The following is an 18,781-nucleotide window of genomic DNA, read 5'->3' as shown; positions in this document are numbered from 1 at the left end:
AATATAAAAAACCGACAAAGCAATTTGTCGGTTTTATTTTTGTCTGTACTTGAATTATGTTCAAGAAAAATATTTTAAGCGATTCTCAAGGACTTTTGTAAAATTTAGAAAATCGACCAAATTCCTAGATTTTTGTAATTATTAACAAATTTTGAATAAAATTGCTGAAAATTGACCTTCAGAAACTGCTCAAAAATCGATTTTCTATCTTTTTTCGATAATGTATATCAAACTCGAAAATTCGGTGTTAAAAAGTGCCTTTATGTTAGAAATCGTTCCGTGGATGACAGCTTTTAGCCAAAAAAGAGGTGATTTCTTATATTTTTCACTCAACATTGAGATATAAAATGAATCTAGTAGGAGCGGTTTGATTTTTCTTAATTTCCAGTCCGGATTTTTAGAAATGAGATTTTCCATTCCGTTCTTTGAAAAATGATAGATGTGTCTTGGTACATCATAAGCCGCCCAAAATTCTTTGTAATGTTTCGCATCGTAAGAAGTCGGATTTGGAACTGCGATAATCAGCAAACCTTTTTCCTTTAATTTTGAATGAAAAACATCCAGCATTTCTCTCTGATTTTCGATGTGTTCGAAAACGTGCCAAAGTGTAATGGCATCCAGACTTTGATTTTCTATTGAACTTAAATCATCAATAATTTTTGCCTTTGACGTCTTATTTATCGCTGCATTTCTTGCGTCCGAATTTGGTTCAAACCCGAAAGTTTCAAAATCATTTTCAATATATTTTGCAAATTCTCCCGCACCGCAACCGTAATCTAACACTTTAGAATCCTTTTTTATTCTGTCCAGAAGAATCGTTTTCTTGTATTGAAGATTGAAAGATTGTAAAAACTTGTAAACTTTCTCCTTCAAACTTCCAGTGTCCTGATGATGCGAAATGTAATCTTCACTCTCATAATATTTGGAAATATTCGATGGGATAGGAGCTGTTTTGAAAACACCTTTTGTTTCAGTTTCTACAATTTCGAATTCTTCTTGAGAGAGAAAATGGTCTTTAATTTTCATATAATTCAAAGTTTAAAGTTCAATAAGCAAAGTGATAAACTCGGAATATTGAACTTTGAATAATAATGTTTCACGTGGAACATTGTAAATTATCTTCCTAAATAAATCAACAAAACATTGATATCAGAAGGAGAGACACCACTGATTCTACCAGCCTGAGCGATAGTTACGGGCCTTACTTTGGTCATCTTTTGTTTAGCTTCTGTAGATAGAGATGATAGTTTAGAATAATCGAAATCTTCAGGGATTTTGATGGTTTCCAAACGGTTTAGTTTGGCCACATTTTCCTTTTCTTTTTCGATGTAACCTTTATATTTGATGTTGATTTCTGCTTGTTCTCGCACTTCTTCCTTGTAGGCTGAAGTAATATCTTTTATAGTTTGAATTTCTTGTAGCTTTTCCAAAGTCATATTTGGACGAGTCAAGTAATGAGAAGCTCTGTAAGCTTGGTCTACAATAGAAGATTCAATGCTTTCAAGAATTGGATTGATAGCATTTGGTTTGATTGAAGTTTCTCTCAAATAAGCTTCCAATTCATCACTTTTTGTGATTTTTTCGTGCACATTTCTCAATCTTTCTTCTTTTGCCAAACCAAGATTGTAAGCTTTTTCTGTCAATCTAATGTCTGCATTATCTTGTCTTAGAAGCAATCTATATTCTGCACGGGAAGTGAACATTCTATATGGTTCTTCAGTTCCTTTTGTAATCAAATCATCGATTAGAACGCCGATATAAGCCTCATCTCTGTTGAGAATGAATTCACCCTTGTCGTGAACTTTGTTGTGCGCATTAATACCCGCCATCAAGCCTTGTCCGGCTGCTTCTTCGTAACCTGTAGTTCCGTTGATTTGGCCTGCGAAATATAAGTTTTGAATCAACTTAGTTTCGAGCGTATGATATAGTTGAGTAGGAGGGAAGTAGTCATATTCTATGGCATAACCAGGACGGAAGACTTTCACATTTTCGAAGCCTGGAATATGTCTCATTGCTTTGATTTGGACATCTTCCGGAAGTGATGAACTGAAACCATTTACATAAATTTCCACTGTTTTCCAACCTTCTGGTTCTACGAAAAGTTGATGTCTGTTTCTTTCTGCAAAGCGATTGATTTTATCTTCAATACTCGGGCAATATCTTGGTCCAGTACTTTGAATCGTTCCGTTGAACATTGGGCTTCTGTCAAAGCCTTCACGTAAAATATCGTGAACTGTTTCGTTGGTATAAACGATGTGACAGCTTAATTGTTTGGTTAACTTAGGTGTATCTAAATAACTGAATTTCTGAGGATTTTCGTCGCCTTTTTGTTCTTCCATTTTGGAATAATCGAGACTTCTTCCGTCAACTCTTGGAGGCGTTCCTGTTTTCATTCTTCCAGATTCGAAACCTAATGAAACCAATTGTTCCGTTATTCCAAAAGCTCTTGGTTCGCCCATTCTTCCGCCGCCTAATTGTTTGTCTCCAACGTGAATCAGACCATTTAAGAATGTTCCGTTTGTGAGAACTACAGATTTTGATTTTATTTCAATTCCTAAGCCTGTGACAACACCGACAGCTTTACCATTTTCGATGATTAAGCTTTTGACCATATCTTGAAAAAAGTCAAGGTTTGGTGTGTTTTCAAGTGCTAAACGCCATTCTTCAGCGAAAAGCATTCTGTCGTTTTGGGTTCTTGGTGACCACATTGCCGGACCTTTGGAAAGATTCAACATCTTGAACTGAATGGCTGATTTGTCCGCAATGATTCCGGAATATCCGCCCATTGCATCAATCTCACGGACGATTTGTCCTTTCGCAATGCCGCCCATTGCCGGGTTGCAACTCATTTGTCCAATGGTTTGCATATTCATTGTGACCAAAAGGGTTTTGGAGCCTAAATTGGCTGCTGCAGCTGCGGCTTCACAACCTGCGTGGCCTGCACCAACGACGATAACGTCGTATATTTCTGTAATCATTTTATTTGCTTTTGGCTAAAAGCTATTCGCTAATAGCAATAAAATTTGATAATTTAAATCGAGATGTTCCACGTGAAACATTATCGAAAAATTCTTTTAAAATACTAATCGTAACTAGCCCTGATTGCAGCGACATCCTTTTTTGTTTTTTTGTGCAATCACTTCTATTGGATTGACAAATGTTCTGAAAAAACAAAAAAGATATAGCGGAAAGCAGGATTAGCTCCTAAAAATTTGAATATCGGTTGATATAAAAATCTTCTTTTTGGCGCATTGTGGATTCTTCTTCATCGGTTTTGTCCTTGTAACCGCAGAGATGAAGAATGCCGTGAGCCAAAACTCTGCGGAACTCCTTTTCTGAATCCTGCGATAGGGTAGAAGCGTTGTCCGAAATGCGGGGCAAAGATACGAAAATATCTCCTGAGATGGTTTTCCCCTTCACATAGTCAAACGTGATGATGTCGGTGTAGTAATCGTGGTCGAGATAATCCTGATTGACCTTGAGAAGATACTCGTCGTCGCAAAAGATGTAATTGATATCGCCAAGCTTTTTGTTCTCTGAAAGAATCAAATCTTCCAGCCATTTGGAAATGTTGGAATCTATCTTTTTTGGGTCGATGTTTTCGAAAAAATAGTTTATCATAATGTTAAAACCAGTGTCCTAAAATCACACTGAAAATAGCTTTGTGGTTGTTGAGTGATTTGCTCAGATTCAATTTTACTTGACCGAAAGGCGATTTGTAGCCCGCCGTCAAACCGATGGAACTGTAATTAAGTTTGACTGCATCTTCGAATTTGATGGAGTCGAAAAGGTTTGCAAAACTGAAATTTCCAACCAGAAAATAATTCTTGCCAAAGCGCAATTGAAAATCATTGGACGCTAGAAAAATATTGTTGTCATTGAGCAGTCCAAATTGAAAACCTGCAAATCTTTTAAAATTGACGATGTTCTGTTCAAAAATTCCTCCAATTCTGTATTGATAAAATGAAGGAAGATTTTCCCCAATTGTGATACCTCCGTATAAATTCAGGCGATACGTGAAAAGCTTAGAAATGTAGAAATTCATTTTGATGTCTGCTTTAACGAGCAATGGTTTCTTATCTATTTCGTCGCTAAACAAGTCAATGATTTTCCCTTCAGCATTGAAATAAAATCCTTTCGTAGGGAAATCTTTGTCATTCTGCGTATCACTTTTCAGGAAGACATACGGATTCATAAATTTGGCGTCTTTTTTATCTGCGCCATTTTTATCGCTTTCGAAATAATCGTAGCTGAGTCCACCTCCCATTGCAAATTTATCTTTCCAAACGGATTGGATAAAAACTTCGTTTCTGAACCAGTCCCAACTTTCTATCGTGTTGTTATCTGAATTTTTCAAATCAAAACTCATTGCTGAGGAGTAAATCCCGAATCCAGGAATGTAGCCATTATCGATAAAATAGTTGAAATAATACCGAGGTTTATCTCCCACGACAATATCCAAAGAAAGATTCGAATTTCTAAATAGCAGTCGTTTTGCTGAATAATTAAGAAGTAATCCGGTTTTGAAAATCTCATCGTAATGCAAACCGATTTTCAGGAAATGTCGGGTTTCATCTTCGGTGACGTTCAGCTTGAGATAATTGCTGTTGTTCTCCTGCACGATGTCGTAGTTAATGAACTTGTAATTATTGGTCGCATAGAGCTTATCCAGCATCTTGTTGATGCTTCCATAAGTCTGCATAGAAGGGATTTTAAGCCCCATTTTTCCACGAATGTAGTTTGACCTGTAGATTTTGGCATTATCTACTACAAGGCTGTCAATTTTGTAGACATTTGAGAAGATGGGGTTGATGGAAGACCTGACCCTTTCGAAATTTCTTTTTGGTAATTCTTTCAGGATATCTGTGTATTTTAAGGCTTCCACGTAACCACTGTCCAGGATTTGGCGTTTACTGTCGTAGCTGGTCGCCGTGATTCCCGTAAGATTTGGTTTGATATTAATATCTGTATATTTATATTGATTTTTGGTTTCTTTTTGAATACCAAAATCAATGACTTGGTTAAGGATTGAAATAACGCTATTCAGATTGTCACGCTTTGTTAAAGGTTGATTTAAATCCACACCAATTACAATATCAATCCCTTTATCTTTCAAGGGTTTTGATGGATAATTGACGCTCATCGCACCATCAACATAAATGCTATCACCTATTTTCACAGGCTCCAAAAGAGAAGGAAATGCCGAACTAGCCAATATGGAAGACACCAAATCTCCTTTTTCAAAAACCTTCATCTCGCCACTTTCGATGTTCGTAGCCACACACATAAAAGGAATAGGCAATTTGGAAAAATCATCAATGTTCGAGACGTTTTTCATCAATTCTTTGAGAAGATAAATGTTCCTTTGACCTGTACTAATGGACGATGGAAAGGAAACTTTACCATTTCTGAGCGGAATTGTCAACAGATATTTGTCCACACTTTTATTAAAAAATGACGTTTCCTGACGCGTTTTTGGGTCGGTAATCAATGAATAGAAATCCGTATCCATCACTATTTTCTCAATGTCTTTTCCCGTGTAGCCAGAAGCGTACAAACCACCTACAATCGCGCCCATACTGGTTCCGGAGATATAATCGATTTTGACACCAAGAGAATCCAAAACTTTCAACACACCAACGTGCGTAAAACCTTTGGCTCCACCGCCGGACAGCGAAAGTCCGATTCTCGGATTTTTTGGGATGACAAGATTTTCCTTTACCTGAGAATTTATCGTCAGATAAGCCAAGAAAATTACCAGATAAAAGAGTTTCTTAATCATTTTAATTTTTTATATATATTCTTTTTACTCGCGGAGAAATAGAAGTTAGAACTTCGTAAGTAATTGTATTACAATATTTTGAAAATTCTTCCAAAGTTGGATGCGAATTGAAAATCACCACAGAATCGCCTTCTTTAACGTTCGCATTATCCACATTTATCATCATCATATCCATACAAACGTTGCCGACGATTGGGCAAAGTTTTTTATTAATGCCAACATTTCCGACTTTATTTCCGACCATTCTCGGGATTCCATCTGCATAACCAACGGGAATTGTTGCAATTTTTGTATCGTGTTCCGTTTTGAATTTTCTGCTGTAACCAACTGATTCGCCAGATTTTACCTCAGAAATTTGAGAAACAACAGTTTTGAAACTAACAGAATCCTGAAGTTGTTTTTTAATCTTTTTGTTAGAAGATTCGCCAATCATTCCGATTCCGATTCTAACCATATCGTATTGATAATCAGAATAATTTGAGATTCCAGCTGAATTTAAAATGTGTCTTAAAGTTTTATAACCAAGCCGATTGATGAGATAACTTGAATTCTTCTCGAAAGTTCTAATCTGGTTTAATGTAAATTCTTTCTCTTCTGGAACATCGGACGAAGATAAGTGGCTGAAAATACTCTGAACTTTGACATTCATTGTATTTAATTTTTCATTTAATTCATCCAATTCAAAGTCCTTAAAACCAAGCCGATGCATTCCGGTCTCGAGCTTAATGTGAATCGGATATTTTTGCTGATTTCCAGATTTGATTAATTGCTCATTGAATAATTCTAAAACTCTCAGACTGTAAATTTCTGGTTCCAAATTATATTCAATCACCGCATCATAACTGTGTTGCTCGGGATTCATCACGATGATTGGCGTTGTGATTCCTTTTTTTCTAAGTTCAACACCCTCGTCTGCAAAAGCAACACCAAGATAATCAATGTGATGCAATTGTAAAAATTCTGAAATTTCATAACTTCCTAATCCATAAGCATTTGCTTTTACCATTGCCATCATTTTGGTTTCCGGTCTTAGTAATGATTTATGAAAATTGATATTATGAAGAATCGCATTTAAGTTGATTTCTAATACTGTATCGTGCTTCCTCAATTCAAGAATTTCTTTGATTTTTTCAATCTCAAATTTCCTGGCACCTTTAAGAAGAATAACTTGATTTTCAATTTCATTAATAACTTTGCTATCAATGAATTGATTGGTATTATTAAAAGTGTAGGTTTCAGCAGAAAATAATTCGTAGAAAGCACTGATTTCTTCTCCTATCAGAAAGACTTTATCAAATTTCTGCTCATTCACAAGCTCCGAAACTTCAGCATAAAGTTCTTGTGAATTCTCGCTGGAATCCAAAATATCCGTCAGAATCAGGGATTTCTTTGGCTTGTTATATTCACCGATAAACTGAAAGGCAATCTTCAAAGAATCCAAATCCAGATTATAAGAATCATTGATTATCAAATTATTTCTAATGCCTTCAATACTTTCCAGACGCATTTCAATTGCTTTCAAAGCATCGATTTTTTCTTTAATGTCAGAATTTGAAATTTTTAGTTCTTTCAAAATTCCAATTAAAGCGAGAACATTTGTTAAAGTTGCTTCGTCTCTTTGGAAAATTGGAAGCGTGATGATTTCATCAAAATATTTGATTTGAATATCCTGAGTTCTGTCATTCACATCAGAAATAATATGAATGTCATTGCTAATTTCTAATCCGTATGATATTAATTTTTTACTTGAATATAATTCATTTATAATTTTGACTGCCAATAGATTATCAGCATTATAAAATATAATTTCTGAGTTTTTAAACAGCTTTAATTTCTCATTAATCAATTCTTCTTCAGAACTGAAATTTGCCGAATGTGCAGAGCCAATATGAGTCAGCAGACCAATCTTAGGATGAAAAATATTCTCCTGATTTTGCATTTCCTCCGGCTTGGAAATCCCAACTTCGAAGATTCCCAACTCGTGCTTTTTATCGATTTGAAGTAATGATAACGGCAAACCGATTTGAGAATTAAAACTCTTCGGACTTTTCACCGTCACAAATTCATTTGCTAAACATTGATAAAGCCATTCTTTCAAAATCGTTTTACCGTTGCTTCCGGTAATTCCAATCGAATTGATATTAGAATGTTCAAAATGATATTTGGCCAAAGTCTGTAAAAACTCAACCGAATTTTTTGTAATAATTTGATTGATAGAAGGATTATCAATTTGATTTTCAGTGATAATCGTCTCAATCCCTTTCTCGATGACAGAATCAATATATTTTTGACCTGAATTTTTTTTGGTATTGATAGCAAGAAACGCAGTGTGCTTCGTAGAATAAATCGTCCTACTGTCAAAAGCAATATTTTTGATTTTGATTTCGCCGTTTCCGATGACTTCGGAATTGGTAATGTCTGCAATTTCTTTGATGGTGTAATTCATTGATTTACAAAGAATAAACTATTTATTTTTTTCGATAACTTCTTCTACAAAAACACGTCTGCTGACTGCATCATACGCTTCAGTTTCGCCTAATTCCACAAGGTCTTGTCCTGCGGAAGTTCGCATAGAATAATTGGCTAAATTCCCTGTTCGTCGGCAAATTGCGTGAACTTTCGTCACATATTCTGCGGTTGCCATTAGATTTGGCATTGGGCCGAACGGTCGTCCAAGAAAATCCATATCCAAACCGGCAATCACGACTCTTATGCCGTTGTTTGCCAATTGATTAGCGACGTCAACAATGCTTTCATCAAAAAATTGGGCTTCGTCAATCGCCACAACGTGACAATTGGAACCTAGCAAAAGTATTTCGGAAGGATTTTCTACGGCTGTACTTCTGATTTTATTTTGGTTGTGGGAAACCACATCTTCGTCCGAATATCTCGTGTCGATTTTCGGTTTGAAAATTTCCACATTTTGACCAGCCATTTCTGCACGGCGAAGCCTTCGAATCAATTCCTCCGTTTTGCCGGAAAACATCGAGCCACAAATAACCTCCATCCAACCACTTTGTTTGGAATGATTGATTGTATTTTCTAAAAACATTATTAATTTAGCAAAAAATTGTTTTAAAATTCAATTAAGAAAAACTTAACGAAATCCTTTTAGAGAACAAAATTGTTCTTAAATTTATAAACATCAAATTTAAGTAAAAATTAATAAGATTTATTATGCAAAACTTGCAACATCCATACGAAGAAATTTTCGGTGAAATCAAGATTCTATTGGCAGAACTGTCGAATTCTGATTCTTATGAAAATCTTTTGACCAAAGAAAATCAGCTGAATCAATTGTATCAAAAATTCTCTTATTTGAAAATTTCGAATGAATTTGGTTTTTCGCCAACCACAAATGAAGCGTTAGAAGTTACTGAAAATCAAGAAACAAACCTTGATTCTAATTTGATTTCTGTTGAGGAATTTGATGATGAAAATAAAGTAGCGGAAATCATCGTGGCAGAAACTGAAGTTCACGATATTTTTGATGATGTTCCGGAAGTTGAGGAAGTTCACTCATTTAAAGAAATTGATGAGCAGGAACATTCTCAAGAAAATGTAATTGATGAAGTTTCAAATTTTGCTGAAATCGACTCTCAAGAAAATGAAGTTGAAGAGGAATTTCAATCTGAAGAAATTTCAGTTTTAGAAGATAAATCTGTAGAGGAAGTTTCCAATTTTTCAGAAATTGATTCCAAGGAAAATGAATTGATGGAAGAAGTTTCAAACTTCGCTGAAATCGATTCTGAGGAAAATCAAATTGATGAAGAAATTCACGCTGAAGAACATCAAGTTTTAGAAAATGAACCTGTTAGTGAAGTTTCAAGTTTTGCCGAAATAAGTTCTGAAGAAAATAGAGTTGAGGAAAAAGTTGAAGAAAACGAATTTGTTTCTGAAATCGAGGAAAACCTGTTGCAAGATAGTTCTCAGAAATTAGAGCCGATGCAAGACAGCCAGTTCTCTTTTGCGATGAACAGGGAAGAAGTTCAAGCACCGAAAGAAGATGATTACCAAGAAAGACTTGCGGAGAAAGAAGCTAAGTTGAAAGAATTGGAAGAGAACCGCAGAAAAATTGTGGAGCTTTCCAAAAATGCAGTTCCGCAGGAAAAGCCAAGGCAAGATTACGAAACGCAAGACGAACATCCAGATAAAAAATTCAAGCTCGCAAATATCAAAGGTTTGAAAGTGGCTAAATCTCTTTTCGATGATGACCATTTGGAAGATATGGAGCAACATCAGCCAAAACAAGAATCGGGAAGTCTTTTGAAAAACAATGTGCCGACAGATTATATGGAAGCGCCAAAACCAAAACCAGAATTCAAGCTCGATTTGAATGATAGAATTGCTTTTTCCCAACATCTTTTTGATGGAAGTCAAAGTGAATTGAATCAAGTGGTTACGGTTCTTAATTCTTTCACTTCATTGGATAAAGCTCAGGAGTTTTTGAGCGATATCTATTACGAAAGAGATTGGAAGAAAGTGGATAGTTATGCGCAGAGATTGTGGACTTTGGTGGAAAATAGATTTTTATAAATGAGTGGAATTTTATATTTCGTACCAACGCCAATTGGGAATCTGGAAGATATGACCTTCCGTGCGGTAAAAGTGCTGAAAGAAGTAGATTATATTTTGTGCGAGGACACCAGAACTTCGGGATTTCTCCTGAAGCATTACGAGATTTCAAAACCGTTGAAGTCCTATCATTTGCACAATGAGCATAATATGACGGAGAAAGTCATTAATGATTTGGAAAACGGACAAACGATTGCGATTATCACCGATGCTGGAACGCCAGGAATCTCTGACCCAGGTTATCTTTTGGCGAAAGCTTGTGCAGATAAAGATTTGGAAATGATATGTTTACCAGGCGCAACAGCGTTTGTTCCGGCGCTTGTAGTTTCCGGATTGCCGAATCACGATTTCTATTTCGCAGGATTTCTTCCACAAAAAAAAGGACGACAAACCAAACTGAAACAACTGGCAGAAGAAAAGAAAACCATCATTCTCTACGAAAGTCCGCATAAAATCAACACAACCTTGGAGCAAATCAAAGAATTCTTCGGCGATGAGACCAAAGTCAGCTTGAGCAGGGAAATTTCCAAAAAATTTGAGGAGACGAAACGTGGGAATATTGATGAATTGATTGCATTCTCAAAAAGCAAAACTTTGAAAGGTGAGATTGTTTTGATTGTGAATAATTCTATCTAAAGATGAATTTGCTGAGATTCTTTTTTCTGTTGATTCCTACCTTTTTCCTTGCTCAAATTAGCTATGAAGGAAAGATTGGAGATTATCCCGTTGAAATGGTTTTGAATGTTGAAGAGAATTCTACAAATGGAGTTTATATGTATTCAAAATATAATCAACCAATTTCTATAACAGGAAAACTCGAAAATAAGAATCTTGTTTTGTTTGAATCTGAAGGAAAAATTAAAACAGGAAAATTCGTTTTTGAAAACTCCGAAGACTTAAAAGAAGAATATTTTGGAACTTGGACAAATCTCAAAACGAAAACACAGCTGAATATCTATTTAAAGAAGAAAGAAAACCAAAAATCTTTCTTGCAGGCTGAAAGCACCAGGCAGTTTTATTTCAGGGGAATTCAAGAAGACGAACAATCTTACCTTTTGATTATCAATAAAAAAGATAATCAGATTTTTCAAAAAATGAAGATGGAAGAATGTGGCTTTGATGGCATTTATGACGTTGCTGCGGATGATTATAATTTCGATGGTTATGAGGATTTTTCAAGTTGTACACAATCTTACGCAGGTCCCAATACAAGCAAAACTTATTTTTTATTCGACTCAAAAAAGAACCAATTTTTTGCAAGTGATTTCTACGGAACTTCTTTAGAATTCGATTCTCAAAAAAAGGAAATCATCGAAACCAACCAATGTTGCGCAGGTGCATCCATCATCAAGAATATTTATAAGGTAGAAAAAAATCAGATGAAGTTGGTAAAAGCGCATTGCTATAAATGGAATGATGAGCTTCAAAAACACGTAGAAAGTAAACCAAAAGATTGTGAATAATTCTTAAAATACTATTTTTGCCATAACAATTAGAAAATACGATACAACTATATGGGACTATTAGAAGGAAAAGTTGCAATCATCACAGGTGCAACCCGAGGAATCGGACGAGGAATTGCGGAAGTTTTTGCCAAAGAAGGAGCAAAGATTGCGTTCACTTACGCCGGTTCTGTTGAGAAAGCCAAAGAATTGGAAGCAGAACTCAGCAAAACCACTCAAATCAAAGGTTATCAGTCAGATGCGTCAGATTACGATGCCGCTCAGAAATTGGTAGACGATGTTTTGGCAGAGTTCGGAGCGATTGATATCTTGGTAAACAACGCCGGAATCACACGTGACAATCTGTTGATGAGAATGTCAAAAGATGATTGGGACACCATTATCAAAGTGAATTTGGACTCCGTTTTCAACCTGACGAAAGCTGTTATCAAACCAATGATGAAAGCAAAATCCGGTTCCATCATCAATATGACTTCCGTGGTAGGCGTAAAAGGAAATGCAGGACAGGCAAACTACGCCGCGTCAAAAGCTGGTGTTATCGGTTTCACAAAATCCATCGCGTTGGAGTTAGGTTCCAGAAACATCCGTTGCAACGCCATCGCGCCAGGTTTCATCGAAACGGAAATGACCGCTGCACTGGACGAAAAAACCGTTCAAAACTGGAGAGATGGGATTCCGTTGAAACGTGGCGGACAGCCCGAGGACGTTGCCAATGCCTGCGTTTTCTTCGGTAGCAATATGTCATCTTACATTTCTGGACAGGTTCTAAATGTGGACGGTGGAATGTTGACTTAAAACATTAATAATAAAAACATTATAAAGGTTTTTGACGCGTTCAAGAGCCTTTTTTTTTAGGAGCAAGACGTTTCAATTTCTTTTCACCATTCCAACCCGCTATCCACTATATCTTTTTCTTTTCCGTTGCCTTAGCGTAGTCGAAGCAACGGAAAAGAAAAAGGATGCCGTTCCTATCGGGGCTATGTTCACATTTCCAACTTCTATCAAACAAAAAATCCGCCTCGTTTTTAAGTGAGGCAGATTTTTATTTATTTATAATACTCATTATTTATCAAGACCTAGCTGTTTTCTAAAATCCAGATTTAAATTATATTGCTCCTCGATTGGAATTGCTTTTCTTGAATTTTTATTGATGTCTTTTCCTTCCTCGGTCCACAAAAATGGATAGAAAGCAAAAGTCTGATTTCCGGATAATTCAGAAACTTCCTTTCGCCAATTTTTCCATCTGTTTCCTTTGTAAAATTGCTCTAAGTCATTATTAAAACAAAATTCCAAAAACTCTGTATAAGAAATTCCAAGTGGTTCATATTCCAAATTGTCAGGCGAAAAGTAATAGATTTTGCCTAAATCTTCTCCAAGACTACCACCATTTACAATGAAAAAACCACCAATCGCATCATCAGCAACCAACAAAAAAGATGGCGCTTCTCCAAATTCTTTGAATGATTTTCCCTTATTCCAATCTGGAAGTGTTCTGTTGAGCTTCTCATTTCCTGAACATAGAATTCTTATCCATCCATCATCAATCAAGATTCCGCCAGTATTATAAACTATTGCACCCATTGGAGAGCGTGTGGTAACTTGTGTTTTGAAAAGAGCGTCTTCGGCTTTAGATATGTTAACCGGTAAGACTTCAACTTTATTTTTAGCCGATTTTATCATTTCTTCCACGTGAGGCCAGCCAGAATCTGTTTTGTTTATTAGTTCTTCAACTTTGCGCATTTTATTTTGTGCGATTAGGTTTAATGATAAGATTGTCAGCAAAATTACAATTAGAAATCTTTTCATACAAAATCGAGTGTTATCCACCAAAAACCTGATTCTCTTGCTCTTGTACGCGGATAAAAGTCGTTCGCTTAGAAAGCTCTTTCAGTTTGGAAGCACCAACATAAGTACAAGTTGAACGCACTCCACCAAGAATATCCTTCACAGTGTCAGAAACCGGACCTTTGTATTCCACTTTCACAGTTTTTCCTTCGGAGGCTCGGTATTCTGCAACGCCACCAGAATGTTTGTCCATCGCAGTTTGAGAACTCATTCCGTAGAATAATCTAAAAGTTTTTCCATTTTCCTCCACGATTTCGCCACCGCTTTCGTCGTGACCCGCAAACATTCCGCCGAGCATCACAAAATCAGAACCGCCACCAAACGCTTTTGCCACATCGCCGGGAACTTTGCAACCGCCGTCGCCGATGATTTGTCCGCCCAATCCGTGTGCCGCATCAGCACATTCGATGATGGCGGAAAGTTGTGGATAGCCAACGCCGGTTTTTACACGCGTGGTACAGACCGAACCAGGACCAATTCCTACTTTGATGATGTCTGCGCCAGCCAAAATCAATTCTTCTACCATTTCTCCAGTCACGACGTTTCCTGCGATGATAATCTTATCTGGGAAATTTTCTCTGGCTTTCTTTACAAATTGTACAAAATGCTCAGAATATCCATTCGCAACATCGATACAAAGAAACTGGATCTTCGGATTGACGTCCAGAATTGTTTTGATTTTTTCTTCGTCCGCTTTTCCTGTTCCAGTGCTTAGTGCGATGTATTGATAGAATTCATCAGATTTTCCGTGAAGGAATTGATTCCATTCGTCAACGGAATAATGTTTGTGGATTGCCGTGATTATTTTTTCTTTGGATAAGGCTTCTGCCATTTCGAAAGTTCCGACTGTGTCCATATTGGCAGCGATCAAAGGAACGCCGCTCCATTTTTTCTGTGTGTGAAGAAAAGTGAATTCTCTTTCTATCGTAACTTCGCTGCGGGATTTGAGTGTGGAACGTTTCGGGCGAAACATCACATCTTTGAACCCCAACTTGATTTCGTTTTCTATTCGCATACTTCAAAATTAGGATATTTTTTTTTGAAAAGCGTGATGTTTTAGGCTGAAAATTTGTTCTAAGACGGAAGGTTGGTCTGATATTGAATCTGCAGCCCGGCTTGAGTGGAGCTCATTTTTTGCGGACTGCTTCCGTTTCTTTGGAATTGGAAATTTGTGGCAAAAAATAGCGGGAACGGAAGACGGAAAAGCTGCCCAAAATATTCAAATAAGAATTTCTATTTTTGTTTTTGTGAAACATCTCGTCATTATAGGTCTCGTGATTCCTGAGCCGGCTTCTACTGCAGCTGGCCATCGGATGATGCAATTGATTCAAGTTTTTTCTGAAGCAGATTACAAAATCACTTTTTTGACCGCTTCAAATAATATCGAGTTTTCAGAAAAGATTGAGATTCAAAAAATTGAAATTAATAATGAGAGTTTTGATGAGAAAATTAGAGATCTGAATCCAGATGTTGTGCTTTTTGACCGCTATGTCACCGAGGAACAATTTAGTTGGCGTGTTTCTGAAAGTTGCCCGAATGCTTTGAAGATCATTGATACGGAAGATCTGCATTTCCTGAGAGAAGCAAGGCGAAAAGCTTTTGTTGAAAAGAGAAATGTTGAGAAGAAAGATTTGGTTAATGATATTTTCGTGCGGGAAATTGCATCGATTTTGCGTTGTGATCTGTCGTTGATTATTTCGGAATTTGAATTTGATTTGTTGGTTAATGATTTTAAAATTAATCCAAATCTGTTGTTTTATATTCCTTTTTTGACTGAACATAATAAGAAAAGTAAAACTTCATTTGAAGAGAGAAAACATTTTGTAAGCATCGGAAACTTCTTGCACGAGCCGAATTGGCAGACGGTTTTGAAATTGAAGCAGATTTGGAAATCCATTAAGAAACAACTTCCAAAGACTGAACTTCATATTTATGGCGCTTACACGAGTCAGAAAGTTTTGGAACTTCATAATGAGAAAGATGGTTTTTTGGTGAAAGGAAGAGCAGATTCTGTGGAGGAGATTTTTAATCAAGCAAAAGTTCTTCTTGCGCCAATTCCTTTCGGCGCTGGATTGAAAGGGAAACTTTGGGAAAGTATGAAGTTTGGTTTACCCAATGTGACAAGTTCAATAGGTGCAGAAGCAATGCACGGCGATTTGCCTTGGAATGGTTTTGTTGAGGATTTTGATGAGGTTTTTGTAGATAGAGCGGTTGAACTTTATCAAAACGAAAATCTTTGGAATAAGGCTCAGGAAAACGGGTATAGAATTTTGGATTTTGTTTATAAGAAAGATTTATTTGCCGATTATTTAATTAATAAAGTTTCAGAATTAATGGAAAATCTGGACAATGACAGAACCGAAAATTATCTCGGAAAAATCCTGCAGCACCATCAATTAAATTCGACAAAATATATGAGCCGTTGGATCGAAGAGAAAAATAAGAAAACTAATTAAAACTGGAAATTATGCAAACGTGTGGTCATCGTTTTGAAGGGAAATTCTGCAACAATTGCGGACAAACTGCGGATACCGAAAGAATTGATTTTCACTTTTTGAGACACGAGATCCCACACAGTTTTTTTCATATCGATGCGGGTTTGTTGTACACCAGCAAGCAGCTTTTTAAAAGGCCTGGTCACGCTATCAGGGAATATCTGGAAGGCAAGCGTGTGAATCATATCAAACCGCTGTCATTTATCCTAATATTGGCTGGATTTTACATTCTGCTTTGCCATTGGTTTCATATCAATCTTTTTACCTTATCCAGCGATTCTGCTTCCAAAATTAATGTGGAAACAAATTCTTTTCATCTGGATGAGTTTATGCTGAAGAATTTTGGCTGGCTGACGTTGGCGACGATTCCGCTTTATACCATTGGTACGGCTGTATGCTTTTATAACAAAGGATACAACTTCACGGAATATTTGATTCTGAATACTTTCAAAGCTGGTCAGAGGCTGATTGTCCAGATTTTATTTTTACCATTTATTTTCCTGATAAAACACTCGCTTAGCATTAATATGGTGATGCTGGTTATTTATCTGATCGATATTGGATTAAACTTTTGGACGAATATTCAGTTTTTTAAATTGATGAAGCCTGTGAATGTTTTGTTAAGATCTACTTTAAGTCACATTATTCTGGTTGTTATGCTAATGCTTGTTGTATTTGCCTTGATGAAATTGAATGTATTGGTATAAGATATTAAGGCGAAGGACATAAAAAAAGAAAACCATCACATTTCTGTGATGGTTTTGCTCCTCTTGCTGGGCTCGAACCAAGGTTCATATTCCTTTATACTACTACTTTTACAAAGCTTTAAAATTTATGTATGCCTAAAAGTATGCCTTTGTGTCTACAGGTGAGTTACTAAATCTTTCTTTTGATAGGTTAAAACTGTTTCTTTATCCTTCTCTGAAAAGTACAATTTCAGAAACATAATAGAAGAGAATTGAATATTATTAAGTTCCTCTAATCTTTGTTTAAGAAGTTCTAATTTATTCCCTCTATATCTTAATTCTACTTTCATTAAGATGTCAGCATTAAAGTAGAGAAAGATGTGTCTAACTCTTAGATTAAACACCTCATTTATCTCTCCAAAGTACTCATAAGGTTCTAGTGATATGTTGTTTTCAATGATTTCATAAGGTGGTATTGGAATTATTTGAAACTCATAATTGTAGTGTTCATCATCAAGTTTAAACTTTAAGAAATCGTATATTTCATTTTTCATTAGATTTTAGTTGTTAAAAAAAACCACCTGTAAGGTGGTTGCATTTAGAATGGTTCATCATTACCTTCATTTACTGTTAAGTATTTTGAAGTTTGTAAAAATCCATCTTTAATCTTTATTAAGAGATGGGTTTCTTGTTGTTTTGGGAAATTTGGAATAAGGTAAGATGGGATGATAACATCACAATCAAACCAATCTAAGAAGGTCTTGTTATCGTCTTCGAGTATTTGGTCTATGAAAGTCTTCTCATAAGTCCCATTACACTTGCTGTATATCTCACAGATGAAAAGTTGACCTCTGTTGGTTTCCCACACTATGATACAATTACTCAAAAAGAAGCTTGACCTAGCACTAAACCTTATGCTACCATCAGTAATATCACTTTCAAGGTTACCTTGACTTTGGATAGTATAATATTGGAATACTATTAAAGACATATTCTTTCAGTACAATTATGGATGTTTTTCTCGACTTAAAATTCTATCTGAAATGCTTTTAGATTGTTTTTCAACGTATTCTTTAAAGGCACCTTCATCATAGTTATCAAAATAATGTCCTTCTATTTGGGTTTGAATGTCCCTTTTTAACAGATCCTTTTCGTTAAAGGAATAGGATAAATCTGATAGGTATAGTTTTCCTAATTTTTGATTATTAAGTTTTGCTAGTCCTAATTCATAAATTGTTATTGCAAAAGAACTTAACCATTCTTCTTTTGTAATGGGTGTACTTAAAAGACTATTATATTGTCTTGTAAATGTTTTCAATCTAATAGCAGTATTCATAGTTACCTCATCTCTTGAAAATGGTGTAGTTAGCATCTTACTGTTTCTTGCTTTCTTAAGTTTTAATAGAAAAAAGATAACCATTGAGAGTAATACTAGTAAAAGAATAATAGAAATATACATAGCTTAATTTTGTGTTTTGTAATTACTTAATTTTGCCCATTCTGAAGTAAAATATTTAGTTATAACATAGTCATCTTTAGTTGTATAAACTATTTCTAAGACAACAATTGGTTCTTTACTATCTTCTTCATAACAAAACCTATATATTCTTTTAGATGGGTTGTTGAGGAATTGAGTAGGGGTATATTCTTTTATAATTAGGCCTTGTTCAATATAGGTTCTGTCTAGTTTCGCCTTGTATTGCGCAAAACTATTGTCTAGGATTTTTACGACCTCTTGTTTATCTTCCATAAAAATAAACATATTCACTTCATTTTGGATTTGTGAACCATCTTTCTTAACATAGAAACATACAATACCACCAGAACCAACAAACTTGTTGTACATCTCTTCTGATGACTGCGAGTGCCCTTTTAAGAAACATAATATAAGGAGGATTAAGTAGAATTTTCTCATTTATTTAGGTTTTTAAGTTT

General features: G+C 35.7%; 18 protein-coding genes. 6 read left to right on the top strand and 12 right to left on the bottom strand.

Translation table 11 applies throughout. The annotated features are described in order from the left end of the window. Positions 1-204: 204 nt before the first annotated feature. The 6 genes from PQ459_02945 to PQ459_02920 all read right to left on the bottom strand — a co-directional run bounded on the left by PQ459_02945 (position 205) and on the right by PQ459_02920 (position 8,834). On the bottom strand, positions 205-1,026 hold the full coding sequence (locus PQ459_02945; protein ID WDF47449.1) for a class I SAM-dependent methyltransferase: 822 nt from the start codon (positions 1,024-1,026) through the stop codon (positions 205-207). 89 nt (positions 1,027-1,115) lie between these two features. Then, positions 1,116-2,978 (bottom strand): tRNA uridine-5-carboxymethylaminomethyl(34) synthesis enzyme MnmG, encoded by a 1,863-nt coding sequence (gene mnmG, locus PQ459_02940; GenBank protein ID WDF47448.1) that lies wholly within the window; start codon positions 2,976-2,978, stop codon positions 1,116-1,118. A 226-nt stretch (positions 2,979-3,204) separates the two neighbouring features. Further along, a complete protein-coding gene (ybeY, locus tag PQ459_02935; GenBank protein WDF47447.1) occupies positions 3,205-3,621 on the bottom strand; it encodes an rRNA maturation RNase YbeY in 417 nt (138 codons plus the stop codon). Positions 3,622-3,625: 4 nt separating this feature from the next. Next, positions 3,626-5,782 (bottom strand): patatin-like phospholipase family protein, encoded by a 2,157-nt coding sequence (locus PQ459_02930; GenBank protein WDF47446.1) that lies wholly within the window; start codon positions 5,780-5,782, stop codon positions 3,626-3,628. 1 nt (position 5,783) lies between these two features. Continuing rightward, on the bottom strand, positions 5,784-8,228 hold the full coding sequence (locus PQ459_02925) for a bifunctional UDP-N-acetylmuramoyl-tripeptide:D-alanyl-D-alanine ligase/alanine racemase (GenBank protein WDF47445.1): 2,445 nt from the start codon (positions 8,226-8,228) through the stop codon (positions 5,784-5,786). A gap of 18 nt (positions 8,229-8,246) precedes the next feature. Beyond that, a complete protein-coding gene (locus tag PQ459_02920; GenBank protein WDF47444.1) occupies positions 8,247-8,834 on the bottom strand; it encodes a thymidine kinase in 588 nt (195 codons plus the stop codon). Positions 8,835-8,959: 125 nt separating this feature from the next. On the opposite strand from PQ459_02920, the gene PQ459_02915 reads away from it, so the two are divergent. The 4 genes from PQ459_02915 to fabG are packed head-to-tail and all read left to right on the top strand — an operon-like array spanning position 8,960 to position 12,615. After that, positions 8,960-10,318, top strand: a complete 1,359-nt coding sequence (locus PQ459_02915; GenBank protein ID WDF47443.1) for a hypothetical protein — start codon at positions 8,960-8,962, stop codon at positions 10,316-10,318. Then, positions 10,319-10,993, top strand: coding sequence for a 16S rRNA (cytidine(1402)-2'-O)-methyltransferase (rsmI, locus tag PQ459_02910; protein WDF47442.1), 675 nt, complete (start codon positions 10,319-10,321; stop codon positions 10,991-10,993). It begins immediately after the preceding gene. 2 nt (positions 10,994-10,995) lie between these two features. Next, a complete protein-coding gene (locus PQ459_02905) occupies positions 10,996-11,820 on the top strand; it encodes a hypothetical protein (protein ID WDF47441.1) in 825 nt (274 codons plus the stop codon). A 51-nt stretch (positions 11,821-11,871) separates the two neighbouring features. Next, positions 11,872-12,615, top strand: coding sequence for a 3-oxoacyl-[acyl-carrier-protein] reductase (fabG, locus tag PQ459_02900; protein WDF47440.1), 744 nt, complete (start codon positions 11,872-11,874; stop codon positions 12,613-12,615). A 267-nt stretch (positions 12,616-12,882) separates the two neighbouring features. Here the strand turns inward: fabG and PQ459_02895 are convergent, their stop codons facing one another. Then, positions 12,883-13,560, bottom strand: coding sequence for a DUF2625 domain-containing protein (locus tag PQ459_02895; GenBank protein ID WDF47439.1), 678 nt, complete (start codon positions 13,558-13,560; stop codon positions 12,883-12,885). A gap of 79 nt (positions 13,561-13,639) precedes the next feature. After that, entirely contained in the window at positions 13,640-14,680 is a 1,041-nt protein-coding gene (locus tag PQ459_02890; GenBank protein ID WDF47438.1) for a GMP reductase, read from the bottom strand. Between the two features lie 232 nt (positions 14,681-14,912). Between PQ459_02890 and PQ459_02885 the strand changes: the two genes are divergently transcribed. Both PQ459_02885 and PQ459_02880 read left to right on the top strand, forming a co-directional pair. Further along, positions 14,913-16,121 carry a glycosyltransferase gene (locus PQ459_02885; GenBank protein WDF48682.1) on the top strand — a complete coding sequence of 403 codons (1,209 nt, stop codon included), beginning with the start codon at positions 14,913-14,915 and terminating at the stop codon, positions 16,119-16,121. A gap of 11 nt (positions 16,122-16,132) precedes the next feature. Then, the gene (locus PQ459_02880) at positions 16,133-16,867 is read left to right on the top strand and encodes a DUF3667 domain-containing protein (GenBank protein WDF47437.1); all 735 of its coding nucleotides are present in this window, start codon (positions 16,133-16,135) and stop codon (positions 16,865-16,867) included. A 155-nt stretch (positions 16,868-17,022) separates the two neighbouring features. On the opposite strand, the gene PQ459_02875 is transcribed toward PQ459_02880, so the two are convergent. From PQ459_02875 to PQ459_02860, 4 genes are read right to left on the bottom strand one after another with little or no spacing between them, the layout of a single operon-like run. Further along, a complete protein-coding gene (locus PQ459_02875) occupies positions 17,023-17,400 on the bottom strand; it encodes a hypothetical protein (protein WDF47436.1) in 378 nt (125 codons plus the stop codon). Positions 17,401-17,444: 44 nt separating this feature from the next. After that, a complete protein-coding gene (locus tag PQ459_02870) occupies positions 17,445-17,837 on the bottom strand; it encodes a hypothetical protein (protein ID WDF47435.1) in 393 nt (130 codons plus the stop codon). 15 nt (positions 17,838-17,852) lie between these two features. Further along, the gene (locus PQ459_02865; GenBank protein WDF47434.1) at positions 17,853-18,305 is read right to left on the bottom strand and encodes a hypothetical protein; all 453 of its coding nucleotides are present in this window, start codon (positions 18,303-18,305) and stop codon (positions 17,853-17,855) included. 3 nt (positions 18,306-18,308) lie between these two features. Next, positions 18,309-18,761, bottom strand: coding sequence for a hypothetical protein (locus PQ459_02860; protein ID WDF47433.1), 453 nt, complete (start codon positions 18,759-18,761; stop codon positions 18,309-18,311). Positions 18,762-18,781 lie beyond the last annotated feature (20 nt).

The sequence above is a fragment of the Chryseobacterium sp. KACC 21268 genome, assembly GCA_028736075.1.
Classification (GTDB): Bacteria; Bacteroidota; Bacteroidia; order Flavobacteriales; family Weeksellaceae; genus Epilithonimonas.
Note: the sequence above shows the minus strand (reverse complement) of the source record. Positions and strands in the feature narration are given on the sequence as shown.